Here is a 16,136-nt window from a genome sequence, read left to right as displayed (position 1 = left end):
CCTCTGTCTGAATGGTGGATCAGTCCCCAAGGCAGAAAGTCCAACTGTTTCAGTGCCATTGTCATTGCTTCTAAATTGCCTTTGGTCCTCATATGGTCATTGACCGAATAACCGACCAGTAATCGGGTGTAGACGTCTATGATAAACACCAGATAATAGTGTTCCCCATTTAGGTGAAAATAGGTAATATCGCTCTGGATCACCTGAAAGGGGCGGGTAACAGATATTCCTTCAATCAGATTGGGATAGTGGTAGCTCCCGCCGTAAGTGGTTCTATGATAGTTTCTTATACGCTTCACTCCATAGCCCAGTCCCAAGAAAATCTCACAGAACTGATCCCTGCCCATCCAATTCGGATTCAGGGTATAATACATCTTTTCCACCCCACATCCCGGATGTTCCTCCTTCAGCTGATCGGCCAAAATTACCAGTTCGGCAAGCTCCCTGTCAAAGCGATCCTGCCTTAGCTTGGCCTGCTGAACTGCTTGCTTACTGACCCCAACAGTCCGATAGAGTTCATTGAGAGAATAGCTCATCGCTTTCCTGTTGGTTTGGAACCACCAGAGAGTGGGGTGTTGGAGTTTTTTTTGATATCGATTGAATAGGTTTCCTTGGCCAGGTCAATCATCTTTTCTAAATAGTCAATCATGATCTGTTTCTGTCCAACGGTTCGTTCGAGCTCCTTGACCTTTTCTTCGAGTTCCTTTAACCGATGTGTCTGGCTGTCTTTCATCTCAACGATTCTGATATTTTTTTCATTGTAAGTGGAATACTTGTAAATCCAACGATAAATAAGAGCATTACAAACTCCGTAAAGCTTTTGCATTTGAGGAACAGACATGACTCCTTTTTCGAAGTCGTCTACCAATTTACGTTTAAATTCTTCAGAAAATTTACGATGTGAATTGATCCTTTTTCCCGTTTTTAGCATCTTCATTCTGATTTAAAAACGGTCAACCTATTTCAGGGAATGACAAAGGCTGAAAGTAGGCAGTAGTCAGTAGGCAGTTTGCAGTTTGGGATGCTTGTGGGTTCAATAGTGTCGTCACTGCGAGGAACGAAGCAGTCTCATAAAGTAATAAGGCTAAAGTGAGAAAGCTGGAAAGGCTGAAAGTAGGCAGTAGTCAGTAGGCAGTTTGCAGTTTGGGATGCTTGTGGGTTCAATAGTGTCGTCACTGCGAGGAACGAAGCAGTCTCATAAAGTATAAAGGCTTAAGTGAGAAAGCTGAAAAGTCAGAATTCTGATAAAATCCGTGTTAATCTGTGGCTAAATAAAAAATCTGAAATCAAATTATAGAAGTATAAAGTTATTAAATGAATGATAAATCATTCATAAAACTTATTTAAATCTAAATACGTATGAATAATCATTCATAAAAAAATATATTAATGTTTGATTTTTCATTCATAAAATAGTAATTTTGATTATAATGAATGATAAATAAGTCATGAATATCTCACAATTATCAGATGCAGCAATTCTTCAGATGATAGGAGAATTTATCAAAAAGAAGCGGATGGATCTCAATAAGACTCAGGATAATTTATCCTATGAGGCGGGGATCAGTCGCTCTACTTTGAGTTTGCTGGAGCGTGGCGAAAAGGTCAATTTAATCACCTTGATTCAGGTCTTACGTGTTTTGGATGAGTTGCAGATTCTGGAGGTTTTTGAGACTCAGACCCAGATCAGCCCGCTCGAATACATCAAGCTTCAAAAGAAGCAAGAGCGGCAGCGAGTCCGTAATACTGATCAGGCAGCCGAAAATCCTCCTTCAGAATGGTAAATGCAGCTGAGATTTGGCTTTGGAATAAGTTGGTAGGAGCCGTGCTTTGGGATGAATCCAGGCAACTCGCCAGTTTTGAATTTGATCGGAATTTTCTTCGCTCGGGATGGGATATTTCACCTATTTTGATGCCTTTATCCCAGGGGAAAAGACTCAATTCTTTTCCTGAAACCCGCAGATCCCGGGATGATGCGTTTGATACGTTTAAAGGTTTACCGGGACTGCTTGCTGACATGCTCCCTGATAAGTACGGAAACCAGTTAATCAACGCTTGGTTAGTTCAAAATGGACGACCTTCCGATAGTTTAAATCCGGTGGAACTGCTTTGTTTTATAGGTAAGAGAGGAGTTGGGGCATTGGAAATCAAACCTGCACTGCGAACGGAGACGGGTCGGGCAAGTTCTTTGGAGCTTGAAAGTTTGGTAGGAATTGCCCAAAAAGTGCTGAACAGCAAGGAAAACTTTCAAACTGATCTTTCCCTTGAGGAAGAGGAAGCTTTAGCGGATATTTTGAAGATTGGTACCTCTGCCGGCGGGGCCAGGGCCAAGGCGGTAATTGCTTTTAATCCGAAGACAGGAGAAGTGAAAAGTGGTCAGGTGAAGGCCCCAAAAGGATTTTCTCATTGGATCATAAAATTTGATGGAGTACATGACTCACAGTTTGGAGCCACGGTAGGTTACGGCAGGGTAGAAATGGCCTATTATCTGATGGCTAAAGAGGCTGGAATTGAAATGAATGAATGCCGTCTTTTGGAGGAAAACGGTCGGGCTCATTTTATGACCAAACGATTTGATCGGACTGATTTGGGAGAAAAAATCCACATGCAGAGTCTCTGTGGTATCCGCCATTTTGATTTCAATCTAGTGGGTGTTTATAGTTACGAACAAGTCTTTGAAACCATGCGTATGCTGAGGCTGACGTATCCAGAAGCAGAGCAGCAATTTGTCCGAATGGTCTTCAATGTATTGGCCCGAAACTGTGATGATCATACCAAAAACTTTGCGTTTTTGATGGATCAAACTGGAAAGTGGGCCTTGTCTCCTGCTTACGATATTTGTCATGCCTACAGGCCTGGTAGCATTTGGGTGAGCAGGCAATCTCTCCAGGTCAATGGAAAAAGGGAAGGAATTACTGACTCAGATTTTTTAAAAGTAGCCCAAAAGATGAATATTAAAAGACCGGAAGAGAAAATCGAGCGAGTGAAACAAGCTGTCAAGCGCTGGGGGGAATTCGCTGAGGAGGCGAAGGTAGAGCCAAGATTAAGGGATTCGATTCAGGGGACTTTGTTGGTTTGATGGCAGAGCTGCCAAAAGAGAGTTAGCGTGAAAGGGAATTAAATTCGCGCCATCCATCTGGCCAGCTGCACTTCATGTACCAGGTAATTTTCTTCGTCCTTGATGACAAGTTCCAGTCTTTCCAAGGCCTTTAAGGCCGTGCTTACAGTACTTGCTGCGCCAAGATTATACTTTTGAATAAAGCCTTTGCTCAATGGGTTTTGAAGGGGTTCCTCTTTGGCAATAGCTCTAAATACATTCCACTGTGTCCGGGTCAGCATTTTTTGAAAATTAGTATAAATTGCCTGCTGCTGCACAAGAATTTGATCGAATACAACATCCACATCTGCATTGGTTACTTTATTGTGCTTAGCATAAAGGTGGTTGCATACCAACTGAACGGTATAAGTTTGACCTCGACTCCAGTGATATATTTTTGCAATGGAATCCAGCTCGATTTTCTTCTTGGCAACTTGAAAATGTTGGGTAATGAATTCCGAATAATCTTCGAGGGAAATAGGTTGCAGAGACTCTAGCATAGAGCTCTGGTAAAAAGGCCTTTTCTTTTCTGTAAACATCGCTTCCATTAATGTGCGATGGCTTCCGCTAAAAATAAAACGGACTTCAGGAATCTGCTGTACCCAGGATCGGAATACTGCTTCAGCTTTTTCCCCTTGATAGTCGTTGATTTGCTGAAATTCATCGATTGCGATGACAACTCGCTTCTTTCTGGTAGCAAGAAATTCTCCCAAAGCAGCCAATGATTGATTAGGTTGTTTAGTATTGTTTACACCAAGTGTAAGCTCAGGAGCTCCTGACAAAGAATTAAAACTGATAGTCGCCCCAATTGAAGCCATTAATTTTTGAATGCTGGCACTTATCCCATTGCTAGTTTTTCCATACTTATCGTATATGGCAGCCGATATGCTTTGAATGGATTCGCCTATATTTTGGGTTGCGAGTAAATCAATATAGAGAGTTTCATAATTTTTTGATGACTCTAATTCATCAAAAAGTCGATGAATAAGGGCTGATTTTCCAAGTCTTCTCCAGGCATAAAGTACTACGTTTCTGTCATTTTCTATGTGAGAAATGAGTGTTTTTAGCTCAAATTCTCTATTACAAAAGTATTCCTTTCCTTGATAAGTATTGATTATAAATGGATTGAATGGTTCTTTCATGACTTCTCACTTTTTGGATTACATGAAAATCGTTACGTAAAGTGCGTTACGTAAAGTACGTAATAAAATCAAAGAAATGCAATCTCTTAATTTAGATATATCCCACGATTTTGTATGCCAAAATCCCAATCCATTCTTTAAATAGTTTGGTCCAATACTCCAATGAGGAAGGATCAGGAAAAAATAGGGATGGTATATCGTATTTGATATCATGGGAATAGTAATCCACGGGAAAAGTCACTGTTTTCAATCCAACCTTGTCAAAGCATCCTTTAGCTCGCTTCATGTGAAAAGCGGAAGTGATGAGGATAAACTCCTGATTGACGGAGATTTGATTTTTCTCTAAAAAGTCTTTGGCGAATTGAGCATTTTGAGCGGTGTTTTTTGCTTGATCTTCGATTAAAATGTCTTGCTCAGGCATTCCGGTCATAATAAGAAATCGTTTGAGTAACTCAGCCTCAGTCTGCGGATTGGAAGGATTAAGTCCTTGCCCACCGGTGATCAGAATTTTTTTGATCTTCCCCATGCGATATAGCTGGAGGGCATGGGTGATACGGTCGGCGCCTTTGTTGAAGAAGGTGCGGTCATAGGCGGTTTTGCTCATATTGGTTACTCCAGTGAGGACAATGCCGATTTCATGATTTTCCATTTCTTCGAAAGACTTGAAATCGGGCTCCCAAGCCAATAAGGCCAGATTAGAAAGAAAAGGATTGGTGAAAAAGAGCAAAAGACCTATTCCTATGCAAAGTAATTTTTTGCCCCATTTTCTCTTTAGAAAAATTACCCCCGATAGAATCAATATCAGTACGATTGTCAGAGGCATGGCCAAAAAACTCAAAAACTGGGAGAGGTAGAAGAACATGCTGGATTTGATTTGGAACAAAGAAAGGAGGGAATGGGGGATTTTCAAACTTAATTTGCAATAGAAAATAGACAAAATTCAGTATGATCGGATTCCTTTTTCTGATTCATAAGTATGAGTTTGGTTATTGATATTTGAATATTAAATTTCTTTAATCTGTTAAGGAAACCTATTTTTGATCATGCTTTCAGACCAACCTAATCTAGTATCTCATTTAGAAAAACTTGCAGCCCAACTCGAGGGCAATTTGCAGTTTGACAAACTTAGCCGAACGCTTTATGCCACGGATGCCTCTGTCTATCGGGAAGTACCTTTAGCGGTAGCTTTTCCTAAGTCTGAATCGGATATACAGAAACTGATTCAGTTTGCCAATGAAAACGGAACTTCCTTGATTCCCCGAACAGCGGGCACCTCTCTTGCAGGGCAATGTGTGGGGAATGGGATTGTTGTCGATGTTTCCAAGCATTTCACCCAAATACTAGAGTTCAACAAAGAAGAGCGTTGGGTTCGGGTACAGCCTGGTGTAGTTAGGGATGAACTCAATCGCTTTTTGAAGCCACATGGATTATTTTTCAGTCCCATCACTTCCACTGCCAACCGGGCAATGATAGGAGGCATGGTGGGTAACAATTCTTCAGGAACTACTTCCATTGTCTATGGGGTAACTAGGGACAAGGTTATTTCTCTAAATACCATTCTCAGTGATGGGAATAAGGTGGTTTTTGCAGAGATCTCCCAGGATGAGTTCGATCAGAAATGTGGGCAAAATGATCTGGAAGGAACCATCTACCGTCAAATCTTCGATGAACTCAATAATCCTGAAGTCCGAGAAGAAATCCACACTCAATTTCCTAAAAAGTCCATTCATCGCCGAAATACCGGCTATGCAGTGGATGAATTGTTGAAAGCGGAGCTATTCGAAGGAAAGGAAAAATTTAACTTTTGTAAGCTGTTAGCAGGTTCGGAGGGTACGCTAGCCTTCACCACCGAAATCAAAATTAGTTTGGATCCCTTGCCCGATCCAGTGGAAATCGTAGTGGCTGCTCACTTCGCGACCATTCACGAAAGCATGAAATCAGCTCAAGTTGCCATGAAGCATCCTGCAACTGCGGTGGAACTGATGGATAAAATCATCTTGGATTGTACGAAGGAGAGCATAGAATATTCCAAAAACCGCTATTTCGTAGATGGAGATCCTGAAGCGATTTTGATGATTGAGTTCCGGGGTAAAACCTTGGAGGAAGCCATGGCTAAAGGAGAGGCGCTTGTGGCTGACCTGAAAGCAGGCGGTTATGGCTATGCCTATCCCATTATCGAACCCGAGAAAGTAGCTTCAGCTTGGTCCCTTCGTGCGGCTGGTTTGGGGCTCTTGGGGAATATTCCTGGCGACCCTAAAGCAGTGGCTTGTATCGAAGACACCGCGGTGGATATAGAAGACTTAGCCGATTACATCGATGAAGTCGATGTCATGATGGAAGGTTTCAACCAAAAGCCTGTTCACTACGCCCATGCCGGAGCGGGAGAAATTCACTTGCGCCCCATTTTGGATTTGAAAAAAGCAGAAGACGTAGAGGAGTTTTACAAGATTTCCTTGGCTTCTGCCCAATTGGTGAAGAAATATCAGGGTTCGCTTTCTGGGGAACATGGAGACGGACGAGTACGCGCTGCTTTTATCCCGCTGATGGTGGGAGAAAAGAATTATGAGCTTTTCCGAAGGATTAAATTTACCTGGGACCCCAAAAATATCTTCAACCCTGGCAAAATAGTGGATGCCGCGCCGATGAATAAATTCCTGCGCTACGAGCCAGGGATGAAAACTCCAGAGCACAATACAATCATCGATTTTTCCCATGTGGGAGGGATTTTGCGTTTGGCTGAAAAATGCAATGGTTCTGGGGATTGCCGTAAACTTCCGGGTTCCGGCGGAACCATGTGTCCGAGCTATATGGCAACCCGAAATGAGAAAGATACAGTCAGAGGCAGGGCGAATACGCTTCGGGAGTTTTTGACTTTGGATAAAAAGGAAAATGCCTTTGACCATCCTGAGATCAAAGAGGCTCTTGACCTGTGTCTTAGTTGCAAAGGCTGTACCGCTGAGTGTCCTTCCAATGTGGACATGGCCAGTATGAAAGCCGAATTCCTTTATCAATATCAAAAAACTCATGGGATTCCCCTTCGATCCAAAGCATTTGCCTATATCAATGAATTGAATGAGTTGGGTTCCAAAGTTCCAGTAATCGCTAATTTCTTCCTGAGCAATTCCCTGACAGGGGGGCTAATGAAGTCCATTTTGGGAGTGGCTCCAAACCGTCATCTCCCGGAAATTAGCCCAATCAGCTTAAGGAAGTGGTACAAAAAGAACTATGCTTCCCTTGACGGACCAGCTAATACCATTAAGTCGGTTTACTTCTTTGTGGATGAATTCACCAATCACAACGATACTCAGATAGGCATCCAAGCGATCTCCTTGTTAAAGAAATTGGGCTATGAGGTTAAGGTAGTAGATCATGAGGAGAGTGGTCGTTCGGCTCTTTCTAAAGGTCTTTTGGTAAAAGCCAAAAGGCATGCCGAGGCCAATGTGCGAATTTTTGAAAAACTGATTGACGGGAATACTCCTTTAATTGGCTTGGAGCCTTCAGCAATTTTAAGTTTCAGGGACGAATATCCTCGAATTGTAGGAAAAGAGCTGGTAGAAGGGGCGAAGAAACTCAAGTTTCATGTCAAACTGATCGATGAGTTTCTAGGTCAGGAAGTAGCAGCTGGAAATATTAGATCCGAACAATTCACAGACAAACCTCAAAAAATCAAGTTGCATGGCCATTGTCATCAAAAGGCTCTTTCTTCTCTGACTTGGACGCAGAAAATTCTTTCCCTTCCAGTAAAATATAAAGTGGAGACCATCCCAAGCGGCTGCTGTGGTATGGCTGGTTCTTTTGGCTATGAATCGGAACACTTTGAGGTTTCTCAGCAGGTCGGAGAGTTGGTTCTCTTTCCTGCAGTAAGAAAGGCCGAAGCAGAAACGCTGATTGCAGCTCCAGGAACTTCCTGTCGACATCAGATTGCGGATGGAACTGGCCGAAAGGCAAAGCATCCGGTGGAGATACTTTGGGAAGCTCTAGAAACGTCTAAAGTCTGAAGTGAGAAAGATGAAAAGTCTGAAATATGAAATCTGAAGTCTGAAAAAATCCGAGTAAATCTGCGCATTGATCCGTGTTAATCTGCGGGAAAAAAGAAAGTCTGAAATCTGAAGTGAAAAAGCTAAAAAGTTTGAAGTCTAAAGTGAGAAAGCTGAAAAGGGCCCCTTTAAATATTTGAGCCCGTTTCATTTATAAAAAGATCTTTCAATCACCTTATTCAAAATTCTTCCTCAAAACGTATTCTACGCATCGAGCTGCTAATCTCGCAGTGGCTTGGTCCTGATCAAATCTGGGGTTGAGTTCAACCACATCCATAGCAATTAATTTCTTGCTTTTAGCGATTAATTCGAATACCCGGAATGCTATCTGGGGACTAAAACCCATGGGTGAAGGAGCAGAAACACCAGGTGCAAATGCGGAGGAGAAACCGTCCATATCCACGCTCAAATAAACCTTGTTGACTGAGTCCAAAAACCATAAAATCTGCTCTTGGATATATTCCCAGTTGCGAAGTCTAAACTGCTCCATCAATAAATATTTGGCGTTTAGTTTTTTAGCATTTTCAAACAAGGAATTAGGGTTAGAGGCACGTTGAATACCTATGGCTAAATAGTTGAAGTTCATGGGGAACTCCTGAGCCAATTGATAAAATGGAGAACCTGAATGGCCTTTTCCGTTAGCCAACGGTCTAAGGTCAAAATGGGCGTCTAAGTTGATTATACCCAATTTTTCTCCTTTGAGATGTAAATGATTTAATATACCCGTGCCATGGGCAAATGCTAAATCATGACCTCCTCCCAAAAGGACGGGAAGATGTTTATTTCTCAATAATGCCTGAACGGTTTCTGAGATTTTGGTTTGAGTGCTCTCTAAATCAGTACCTTGAGTTTGGATATCACCATAATCATAAATTTTACATGAATCAGGTAAGTGATAGGCAATCCCTCCCAAGTATTTCCTTATATGATCCGGGGCCTCTTTCGTACCTGGTCGGCCATGATTTCTTTTGACACCTTCCTCTCCGGGATAGCCAAGAATTCCAACTTTTCTTCCTTCCTCCTCAGAATAGTGAAGGTTGGGAATGCATTGGACGATTTGATGCCAATATTCAGGCGATTCAGATTTTCTTCCAGTCCAATTTTCCGGGTTCGGGTTTAAGTGCAGGCTCATAGAATTTTAGCAGGTTTTTACTAAATTAGGTATAATTTTTAAGCTAAAGCGAGTCCTGAAAGATGAAAGAATATAGAATTCCTCAAAAAGAAAACATTGACTTGGCTTCATTCAAAGAGCCGGATGCCTCTTTCTCAGGCTATACCTATGCCGATTATCTGAAATGGGATTTTGAAGAAATAGTGGAGTTGATCAAGGGTAAAATCTTTGCCAAAGCCGCAGCTCCAAACAGAAGGCATCAAGCTGTTTCGATGAAGGTTTCGGTCGCATTGCACGAATTTTTAAAAGGACATCAGTGCAAAGTTTACGCGGCACCTTTCGATGTCAGATTGTCAAAAGATCCCGATTACAATAAAATTGACTCGGTGATCCAACCGGATATCTCTGTGATTTGTGATCCTTCCAAGTTAGATGACAAGGGTTGTTTTGGAGCTCCTGACTTAATCGTGGAGATTCTTTCTCCAAGCAATAGCAAGGTAGAACTTCAAAACAAATACGAGCTTTATCAGGAGTTTGGGGTCAGAGAATATTGGATCATTCATCCTTCGGAAAACACCCTTCAAATCAATGTATTGGTCAATGGAAGCTATCAACCTTCCCGACTTTATACCTCAGGACAAAAGGTTACTTCTTCTGTTTTACCAGGATTCGAATTGGAATTAGAAGAGGTATTTGAAGAAGACTGATTGATATCAGGTCTCAAGATAACTCATGCCTATTTAGCCCAAGCCTTTCAGTATTTCCTCATCTACCAAATTTGGTAAAGTCACTTTTAAGTCCGGGGTTCTGTGCATTTCTCGTTGGATAGCTTCCAAAGAACCACTATTCCTAGCCCAGGCTCTTCTCGCAATTCCATTGTTGACATCGTAGAATAGCATGGATTTCAAATTGATTTCAGCCTGCTTGCTTCCATCCAAAACCATCCCAAAACCTCCATTCATCACTTCTCCCCATCCTACACCACCACCATTATGGATAGACACCCAAGTAGCACCCCTAAAACTGTCTCCTATCACATTATGAATTGCCATATCTGCAGTAAACTTGCTTCCGTCGTAGATATTGCTTGTTTCCCTGTAAGGAGAATCTGTACCGCTCACATCATGATGGTCTCTTCCCAGCACAATGGGAGCAGAAATTTCACCATTTGCAATTGCATCATTGAGTGCGGCTGCAATTTTGGCTCTTCCTTCCGCATCGGCATATAAAATTCTAGCCTGAGATCCCACTACCAGCCTGTTCTTTTCAGCCTCTTCAATCCAAGTAATGTTATCCTGCATTTGTTGTTGAATAGAAGCAGGAGACCCTTTCATAATTTCTTTCAGAACTTGAGCAGCGATTTGATCTGTTTTTCTCAAGTCCTCTGATTTTCCGGAGGTGCAAACCCAGCGAAAAGGTCCAAAACCATAATCAAAACACATAGGGCCTAAAATATCCTGAACATAACTTGGGTAGCGAAAGTCAATTTCATTTTCTGCCATGACAGCTGCTCCAGCTCTAGAGGCTTCCAATAAAAAAGCATTCCCATAATCAAAAAAGTAAGTCCCTTTAGCAGTATGTCGGTTGATCGCTGAGGCCTGTCTGCGCAGTGATTCTTGAACTTTTTCTTTAAAAGCTTCAGGGTTTTCAGCCATCAGTAGGTTGGACTCCTCGAAGCTGAGCCCAACTGGGTAATAGCCACCTGCCCAAGGGTTATGTAAGGAAGTCTGATCAGAACCCAATTCCACAAAAATGTTTTCTTCATCAAATCTTTCCCATACATCCACGATATTTCCCAAGAAGGCAATAGAAACCACCTCTTCCTGTTTTTTGGCCTTTTGCACGCGTTGGATCAATTGATCCATGTCAGTAATCAACTCGTCCACCCAGCCTTGTTCATGCCTTTTTTTGGCAGCAGAAGGGTTTACTTCAGCGCAAATAGTGATACAGCCGGCAATATTTCCTGCTTTAGGTTGCGCTCCACTCATTCCTCCCAAACCAGCAGTCAAAAATATTTTTCCTTTGGTGCTGATACCGCTACCCAGTTTCTTGCGAAATGCATTCATGACCGTGATGGTGGTACCATGAACAATGCCCTGTGGCCCAATGTACATGTAAGATCCTGCTGTCATCTGTCCATATTGAGTGACTCCCAAGGCATTGTATTTTTCCCAATCATCTGGTTTAGAATAATTGGGTATCATCATACCGTTAGTGACAATTACTCTTGGTGATAGGGATGAGGATGGAAAAAGTCCCATAGGGTGACCGGAATACATATGGAGTGTTTGTTCCTCAGTCATTTCAGCCAAATATTTCATGGTCAATAGGTACTGTGCCCAATTTTGGAAAACCGCACCATTTCCTCCGTATGTAATCAATTCTTCAGGGTGCTGTGCAACAGCAGGGTCCAAATTGTTTTGAATCATCAGCATGATTGCTTTGGCCTTTTCGGATTTGCCTGGGTATTCAGAAATAGGCCTAGCATACATCCTATATTCTGGCATAAAGCGATACATGTAAATCCGACCATACTTTGTTAATTCCTCAGTAAATTCAGCAACCAAGTCTCGGTGCCAAGCCTTTGGAAAGTAGCGTAATGCATTGATGAGAGCCAGTTTCTTTTCTTCAGGAGAAAGAATTTCTTTCCGTTTAGGAGCATGCGAAATTTCCGGGCTCCTTAGTTTTTTTGGAGGAAGAGATGCTGGTATTCCTAGTATGATTTGATCTTTGAAAGACATGTTCGATTTACGATTTTGGAAATACGAATTACGAAGGGCAGAGGAGGTACAATTAACAATTTTCAATTACTCATCAGCATTGGACGCTTCCTAATAACTATTAACTAATAACTAATTTTTAATTACTCAATTACACCTTACTCAATACCTAATAACTATTAACTAATAACCACTAACTTTTCATCTTCTTCTTCCTATCAAAGACCTTTAAACCAGACTTCCATACTTGTGCTGGTTTCATATTTCCTTGATGATATAGAATTTCTTGGTAGTCAGAGGTCGGGAAAAGAATGAAGTCTGCATACTGACCAGCCGCAATGGTTCCTCTATTAGTCAATCCTAGGGCTGCGGCAGCTCTGAAAGTGATTCCAGCGAATACTTCGGTGGTGCTTAACTTTTCAAAAGTGGCTAAAATCGAGGCTTGAGTGAGCAAATCACCCATAGGTGCTGAACCTGGATTCCAATCAGAGGCAATTGCTAATGAACCTCCCATGTCTAGTAATTTTCTGGCAGGTGTGAAAGGACAGCCCAATCCAATAGATGCTCCAGGAAGTGCTACGCCAATTGTATCCGATTTGGCCAGTCTTTTCAAATCTTCTTCCGAGGAGGCTTCTAGATGATCAGCCGAAAGAGCTTGCATTTTTACCGCTACTTCTGAGCCTCCGGAAGTAAATTGATCGGCATGAACTGTAATTTGAAATCCTATTTCCTTGGCTTTTTTTAAATAAACAAGAGCTTGTTCCTTTGAAAAAGCAGACTTTTCGATAAAAATATCCACTCGCTTACTTAAGCCTTCCTTGTAAAGGATAGGTAGTAATTTTTGAACCATCCAATCCAAATAAGCAGTTTCATCTCCTTCAAAATCCTTTGGTAGAAGATGAGCAGCAAGACAAGTAGCAATCAAGTCGGCTTTGGTTTTTCTGTTTGCTTGATGGATGGAAGTCAGCATTTTGATTTCTTCCAAAACCGAAAGACCATAGCCACTTTTTACCTCAATCGTAGTGATTCCATTTTCGAGTAATTGATCAGCTCTGGAGGCAGTGATTTTTGCAAGTTCACTACCAGACATTTTTCTGGTTTGGGTAACTGTGTCCCAAATACCCCCACCAGATTCTGCTATTTCCAGATAACTTTTACCAGAATTTCTCAAAGCAAAATCTTTAGCTCTTGACCCTGCAAAGCAAATGTGAGTATGACAATCTATCATTCCGGGAAGAGCTACATAATTTTCTGACAGGTCAATTCTTCTAACCTCCTGGAGGTCAATTTTTTTTCGAAGAATCTCAAAATCACCAATTTCCACGATTTTATCTCCGTCTAATAAAATCCCGGCATGCTTGAGTATAGGTAGTTGGGAATCTTTAATAGCTCCTTTCACGGGGAGTTGATCCATACTCAGGAGCTGGGTAATAGGGCCTATTAATTTCTTGTCTTTCATAGTGCTGGGTTTCTAGAAAGTGAATAGATAACTCCACTGGGTGTCTAACTCCAAGCCTTCCTGGCTTGCGGTCGAATAAGCCAATTTAAGCAATTCCCCGCTTTGAATCAGTTGAATTGCCTCTTCCATATCTTCGTAAAGAATTCGGTCTTGAACAACTGGTTCTATTTTGCTCCTGACATGATTATATATGGCAGTCATTATTTTGCCAGATTGCAGGGGTGCATGATAATCCATCGCCTGAGCAGCATAAAAAAGCTCAATTCCGATAATTTTTTCAACGTTATCAATGACTCTAAGGGCTTTTCTTCCCCCTATACTTCCCATGCTTACATGATCTTCCTGTCCCAAAGAGGTGGGAATAGAATCTGCTGATGCAGGAAAACACAATCCCTTATTTTCAGAGGCCAAAGCTGCTGTGGTGTATTGAGGTATCATCAATCCAGAATTCAGACCTGTTTCTTTCAACAATAGCTTCGGAACCCCCGGGGTATCTCCTTCAATGGATAGGTAAATTCTTCTGTCAGCTATGTTTCCTAGTTCAGAAGCTGCTAAACAGGCATAATCCAAAGCCAATGCAATGGGTTGGCCATGAAAATTTCCTCCTGAAATCGTATGGTTCTCATCAAAAACAATGGGATTGTCTGTGACTGAATTAATTTCTATTTCCAAAGTTTCTTTGACATGAAGCCATGCATTCCAACTCGCTCCATGCACTTGGGGCATGCATCGCAAGGAATAGGGATCTTGTACTCTCGCACAATCCGTATGTGAACTGACTATTTCCGAGTCTCGAAGCAGGTTTAAAATGGTGGCTGCCACATGTTGATTTCCTGCAAAAGGTCTTAAACTGTGGAGTTCTGGTGAAAAAGGTTTGATTGACCCCATCAGGCCTTCTACCATCATTGCACCTGTGATACTAGCATGAGTCAATAAGTTATGGAGCCTTTCAATAATTTTTACTCCATGGGCAGCCATAAACTGTGTTCCATTGATTAAAGCCAAACCTTCTTTGGGTCCTAATGTTAAAGAGCTTTTTCCAAATAGCTTGAGTGCCTCCTCTGAAGTAATTATTTCTCCTCTATATGATACTTTTCCTAATCCTAAAAGTGGAAGGAATAAATGTGACAGTGGTGCTAAGTCTCCTGAAGCTCCTACTGAACCCTGAATAGGAACCAAGGGAATAATTTCCTGTTCCAGCATCCAGTTAACCCTTTCTATGGTTTCCCATCTAATTCCCGAGAATCCCTGCGCTAATGCATGAATTTTCAAAACCGTCATTAGCTTGGAAATTTCCAAATCTACGGGCTTTCCAAGGCCAACTGCATGGCTTTTTAATAGATTTTCCTGTAAGGTTGTCGTGTCTTGAGAAGAAATTTTACTGGTACATAGTGGGCCGAATCCTGTGTTGATTCCATATACAACTTTCTCGCCTTGAACGATTTTTGATACTGCTGAAGCTGATTCTTCTATTTTATGCTTAACCTCAGGCAAAAATTGACCTTTGATCTCTTTTCTAGCAAGTCCTAATGCTATGGAGGCTGTTAAATGATCTTTTCCGTAATTGAAGCTTCTCATAGTGCTGGGTTTAATTCTTTACCAAAGGTACTTGGTTTTATTGATGCTTTTTGATACTATTATTATCAACAAGTGATAACTTAGAGGCATCAATGGAATTAAGACATTTGCACTATTTTCAGGCAGTTGCGGAGGAACTCAATTATAGAAAAGCAGCCTCCAGACTATTTATATCTCAACCCGGTTTGAGTAGACAGATCAAGCAATTGGAAGAGCTATTGGAGGTTCAATTATTTGAGCGAGATCAGAAGCATGTGGCTTTGACAGCCGCCGGTGAATATTTTAAAAGTGAAGTGGATTTTATTCTCAACCATTTACAAACTACCCAGACTCAAATGAAAGCTATTTCATCTGGGAAAATAGGGGAGTTGAGGATAGGTTTCTTAGGTTCTGCATCCAATCAGGTTTTACCGGAATTATTGCAAAAGCTAAATAAAAAAGAGCCTGGAATCACCACGAGTTTGGAAGAGTTGAGCAATGGGGTTCAAGTGGAAATGATAGAGCGTGACCGATTGGATCTGGGTTTTGTCAGAATTGAATCTGTGCCTGATGGCTTGAAAAAAAAAGTTATCCTTAGGGATTCTTTTTCACTTGTGGTGCCGGAGAATCACACTGTTCATGATTCAAATTTTTCCACATTAGCTCAGTTTTCTGATGAGCCTTTTATCCTTTTTTCAAGTGATTATAGTCGTTATTACTATGATCAAATTATGGGGATTTGTAGAGATGCTGGCTTTTTTCCCAAAATCAAACATAAGTCCGTCCATGCTTTGACCATATTTAAACTGGTTGAAAATGGACTAGGGATAGCGATCGTTCCCACTTCCCTGAAAGCAGGCTATGAGTTGAAAGTTAGATTTATGGAAATTCCGAATATTCCACAATTCACGGAGCTATCAGTGATTTGGAAGCCAGAAAATCGAAATCCAGCTTTGAGTAGAATTTTGCCTTTGCTTTGAATTGAAAAATTCCCAAATCAGCTATTTTAGACC

Annotated in this window: 13 protein-coding genes; 5 read left to right on the top strand and 8 right to left on the bottom strand. The window is 41.4% G+C overall.

Features of this window, described 5'->3' with window-relative positions:
• On the bottom strand, nt 1–536 hold a 536-nt coding region (locus BM073_RS16170; protein ID WP_139217517.1), incomplete at its 3' end, for a DDE-type integrase/transposase/recombinase.
• The gene (locus tag BM073_RS16165) at nt 533–937 is read right to left on the bottom strand and encodes a transposase (RefSeq protein ID WP_245756444.1); all 405 of its coding nucleotides are present in this window, start codon (nt 935–937) and stop codon (nt 533–535) included. The genes BM073_RS16165 and BM073_RS16170, both read right to left, overlap by 4 nt.
• Before the next feature lie 511 nt (nt 938–1,448).
• Here BM073_RS16165 and BM073_RS16160 point away from each other — a divergent pair.
• Nucleotides 1,449–1,784: a helix-turn-helix domain-containing protein gene (locus BM073_RS16160; RefSeq protein WP_091655373.1), complete on the top strand. Its 336-nt coding sequence runs from the start codon at nt 1,449–1,451 to the stop codon at nt 1,782–1,784.
• Nucleotides 1,778–3,079: a type II toxin-antitoxin system HipA family toxin gene (locus tag BM073_RS16155; protein ID WP_091655372.1), complete on the top strand. Its 1,302-nt coding sequence runs from the start codon at nt 1,778–1,780 to the stop codon at nt 3,077–3,079. The genes BM073_RS16160 and BM073_RS16155 overlap by 7 nt, the downstream gene beginning before the upstream one ends.
• A gap of 38 nt (nt 3,080–3,117) precedes the next feature.
• Here the strand turns inward: BM073_RS16155 and BM073_RS16150 are convergent, their stop codons facing one another.
• Together BM073_RS16150 and BM073_RS16145 are read right to left on the bottom strand one after the other, a co-directional pair.
• The gene (locus tag BM073_RS16150; protein WP_091655371.1) at nt 3,118–4,239 is read right to left on the bottom strand and encodes an AAA family ATPase; all 1,122 of its coding nucleotides are present in this window, start codon (nt 4,237–4,239) and stop codon (nt 3,118–3,120) included.
• A gap of 91 nt (nt 4,240–4,330) precedes the next feature.
• Nucleotides 4,331–5,101, bottom strand: a complete 771-nt coding sequence (locus BM073_RS16145; protein ID WP_091655370.1) for a YdcF family protein — start codon at nt 5,099–5,101, stop codon at nt 4,331–4,333.
• A gap of 181 nt (nt 5,102–5,282) precedes the next feature.
• On the opposite strand from BM073_RS16145, the gene BM073_RS16140 reads away from it, so the two are divergent.
• On the top strand, nt 5,283–8,237 hold the full coding sequence (locus BM073_RS16140; RefSeq protein ID WP_091655369.1) for an FAD-binding and (Fe-S)-binding domain-containing protein: 2,955 nt from the start codon (nt 5,283–5,285) through the stop codon (nt 8,235–8,237).
• A gap of 214 nt (nt 8,238–8,451) precedes the next feature.
• On the opposite strand, the gene hutG is transcribed toward BM073_RS16140, so the two are convergent.
• Nucleotides 8,452–9,408 carry a formimidoylglutamase gene (gene hutG / locus BM073_RS16130; RefSeq protein WP_091655367.1) on the bottom strand — a complete coding sequence of 319 codons (957 nt, stop codon included), beginning with the start codon at nt 9,406–9,408 and terminating at the stop codon, nt 8,452–8,454.
• 62 nt (nt 9,409–9,470) lie between these two features.
• Here hutG and BM073_RS16125 point away from each other — a divergent pair, with 62 nt between their 5' ends.
• On the top strand, nt 9,471–10,094 hold the full coding sequence (locus tag BM073_RS16125; RefSeq protein WP_091655366.1) for a Uma2 family endonuclease: 624 nt from the start codon (nt 9,471–9,473) through the stop codon (nt 10,092–10,094).
• Between the two features lie 33 nt (nt 10,095–10,127).
• Here BM073_RS16125 and BM073_RS16120 read toward each other — a convergent pair whose 3' ends face one another.
• The 3 genes from BM073_RS16120 to hutH form a co-directional block, all read right to left on the bottom strand.
• A complete protein-coding gene (locus tag BM073_RS16120) occupies nt 10,128–12,128 on the bottom strand; it encodes a urocanate hydratase (protein WP_091655365.1) in 2,001 nt (666 codons plus the stop codon).
• Nucleotides 12,129–12,300: 172 nt separating this feature from the next.
• Nucleotides 12,301–13,566, bottom strand: coding sequence for an imidazolonepropionase (hutI, locus tag BM073_RS16115; RefSeq protein WP_091655364.1), 1,266 nt, complete (start codon nt 13,564–13,566; stop codon nt 12,301–12,303).
• Nucleotides 13,567–13,578: 12 nt separating this feature from the next.
• Complete coding sequence (hutH, locus tag BM073_RS16110) at nt 13,579–15,144, bottom strand: histidine ammonia-lyase (protein WP_091655363.1); 1,566 nt, start codon at nt 15,142–15,144, stop codon at nt 13,579–13,581.
• A gap of 92 nt (nt 15,145–15,236) precedes the next feature.
• Here hutH and BM073_RS16105 point away from each other — a divergent pair, with 92 nt between their 5' ends.
• Nucleotides 15,237–16,103, top strand: coding sequence for a LysR family transcriptional regulator (locus BM073_RS16105; protein WP_091655362.1), 867 nt, complete (start codon nt 15,237–15,239; stop codon nt 16,101–16,103).
• Nucleotides 16,104–16,136: the final 33 nt, after the last annotated feature.

The organism is Algoriphagus ornithinivorans (genome assembly GCF_900115305.1).
In the GTDB taxonomy this organism is placed as follows: domain Bacteria; phylum Bacteroidota; class Bacteroidia; order Cytophagales; family Cyclobacteriaceae; genus Algoriphagus; species Algoriphagus ornithinivorans.
Note: the sequence above shows the minus strand (reverse complement) of the source record. Positions and strands in the feature narration are given on the sequence as shown.

Excerpts from the sequence above, each read along its gene's own strand:
- hutG (WP_091655367.1), bottom strand. The coding sequence starts at position 9,408 with ATGAGCCTGCACTTAAACCCGAACCCGGAAAATTGGACTGGAAGAAAA.
- BM073_RS16155 (WP_091655372.1), top strand. The coding sequence starts at position 1,778 with ATGGTAAATGCAGCTGAGATTTGGCTTTGGAATAAGTTGGTAGGAGCC.
- BM073_RS16120 (WP_091655365.1), bottom strand. The coding sequence starts at position 12,128 with ATGTCTTTCAAAGATCAAATCATACTAGGAATACCAGCATCTCTTCCT.
- BM073_RS16150 (WP_091655371.1), bottom strand. The coding sequence starts at position 4,239 with ATGAAAGAACCATTCAATCCATTTATAATCAATACTTATCAAGGAAAG.
- BM073_RS16105 (WP_091655362.1), top strand. The coding sequence starts at position 15,237 with ATGGAATTAAGACATTTGCACTATTTTCAGGCAGTTGCGGAGGAACTC.
- BM073_RS16145 (WP_091655370.1), bottom strand. The coding sequence starts at position 5,101 with ATGTTCTTCTACCTCTCCCAGTTTTTGAGTTTTTTGGCCATGCCTCTG.
- BM073_RS16165 (WP_245756444.1), bottom strand. The coding sequence starts at position 937 with ATGAAGATGCTAAAAACGGGAAAAAGGATCAATTCACATCGTAAATTT.
- BM073_RS16125 (WP_091655366.1), top strand. The coding sequence starts at position 9,471 with ATGAAAGAATATAGAATTCCTCAAAAAGAAAACATTGACTTGGCTTCA.
- BM073_RS16140 (WP_091655369.1), top strand. The coding sequence starts at position 5,283 with ATGCTTTCAGACCAACCTAATCTAGTATCTCATTTAGAAAAACTTGCA.
- hutH (WP_091655363.1), bottom strand. The coding sequence starts at position 15,144 with ATGAGAAGCTTCAATTACGGAAAAGATCATTTAACAGCCTCCATAGCA.
- hutI (WP_091655364.1), bottom strand. The coding sequence starts at position 13,566 with ATGAAAGACAAGAAATTAATAGGCCCTATTACCCAGCTCCTGAGTATG.
- BM073_RS16160 (WP_091655373.1), top strand. The coding sequence starts at position 1,449 with ATGAATATCTCACAATTATCAGATGCAGCAATTCTTCAGATGATAGGA.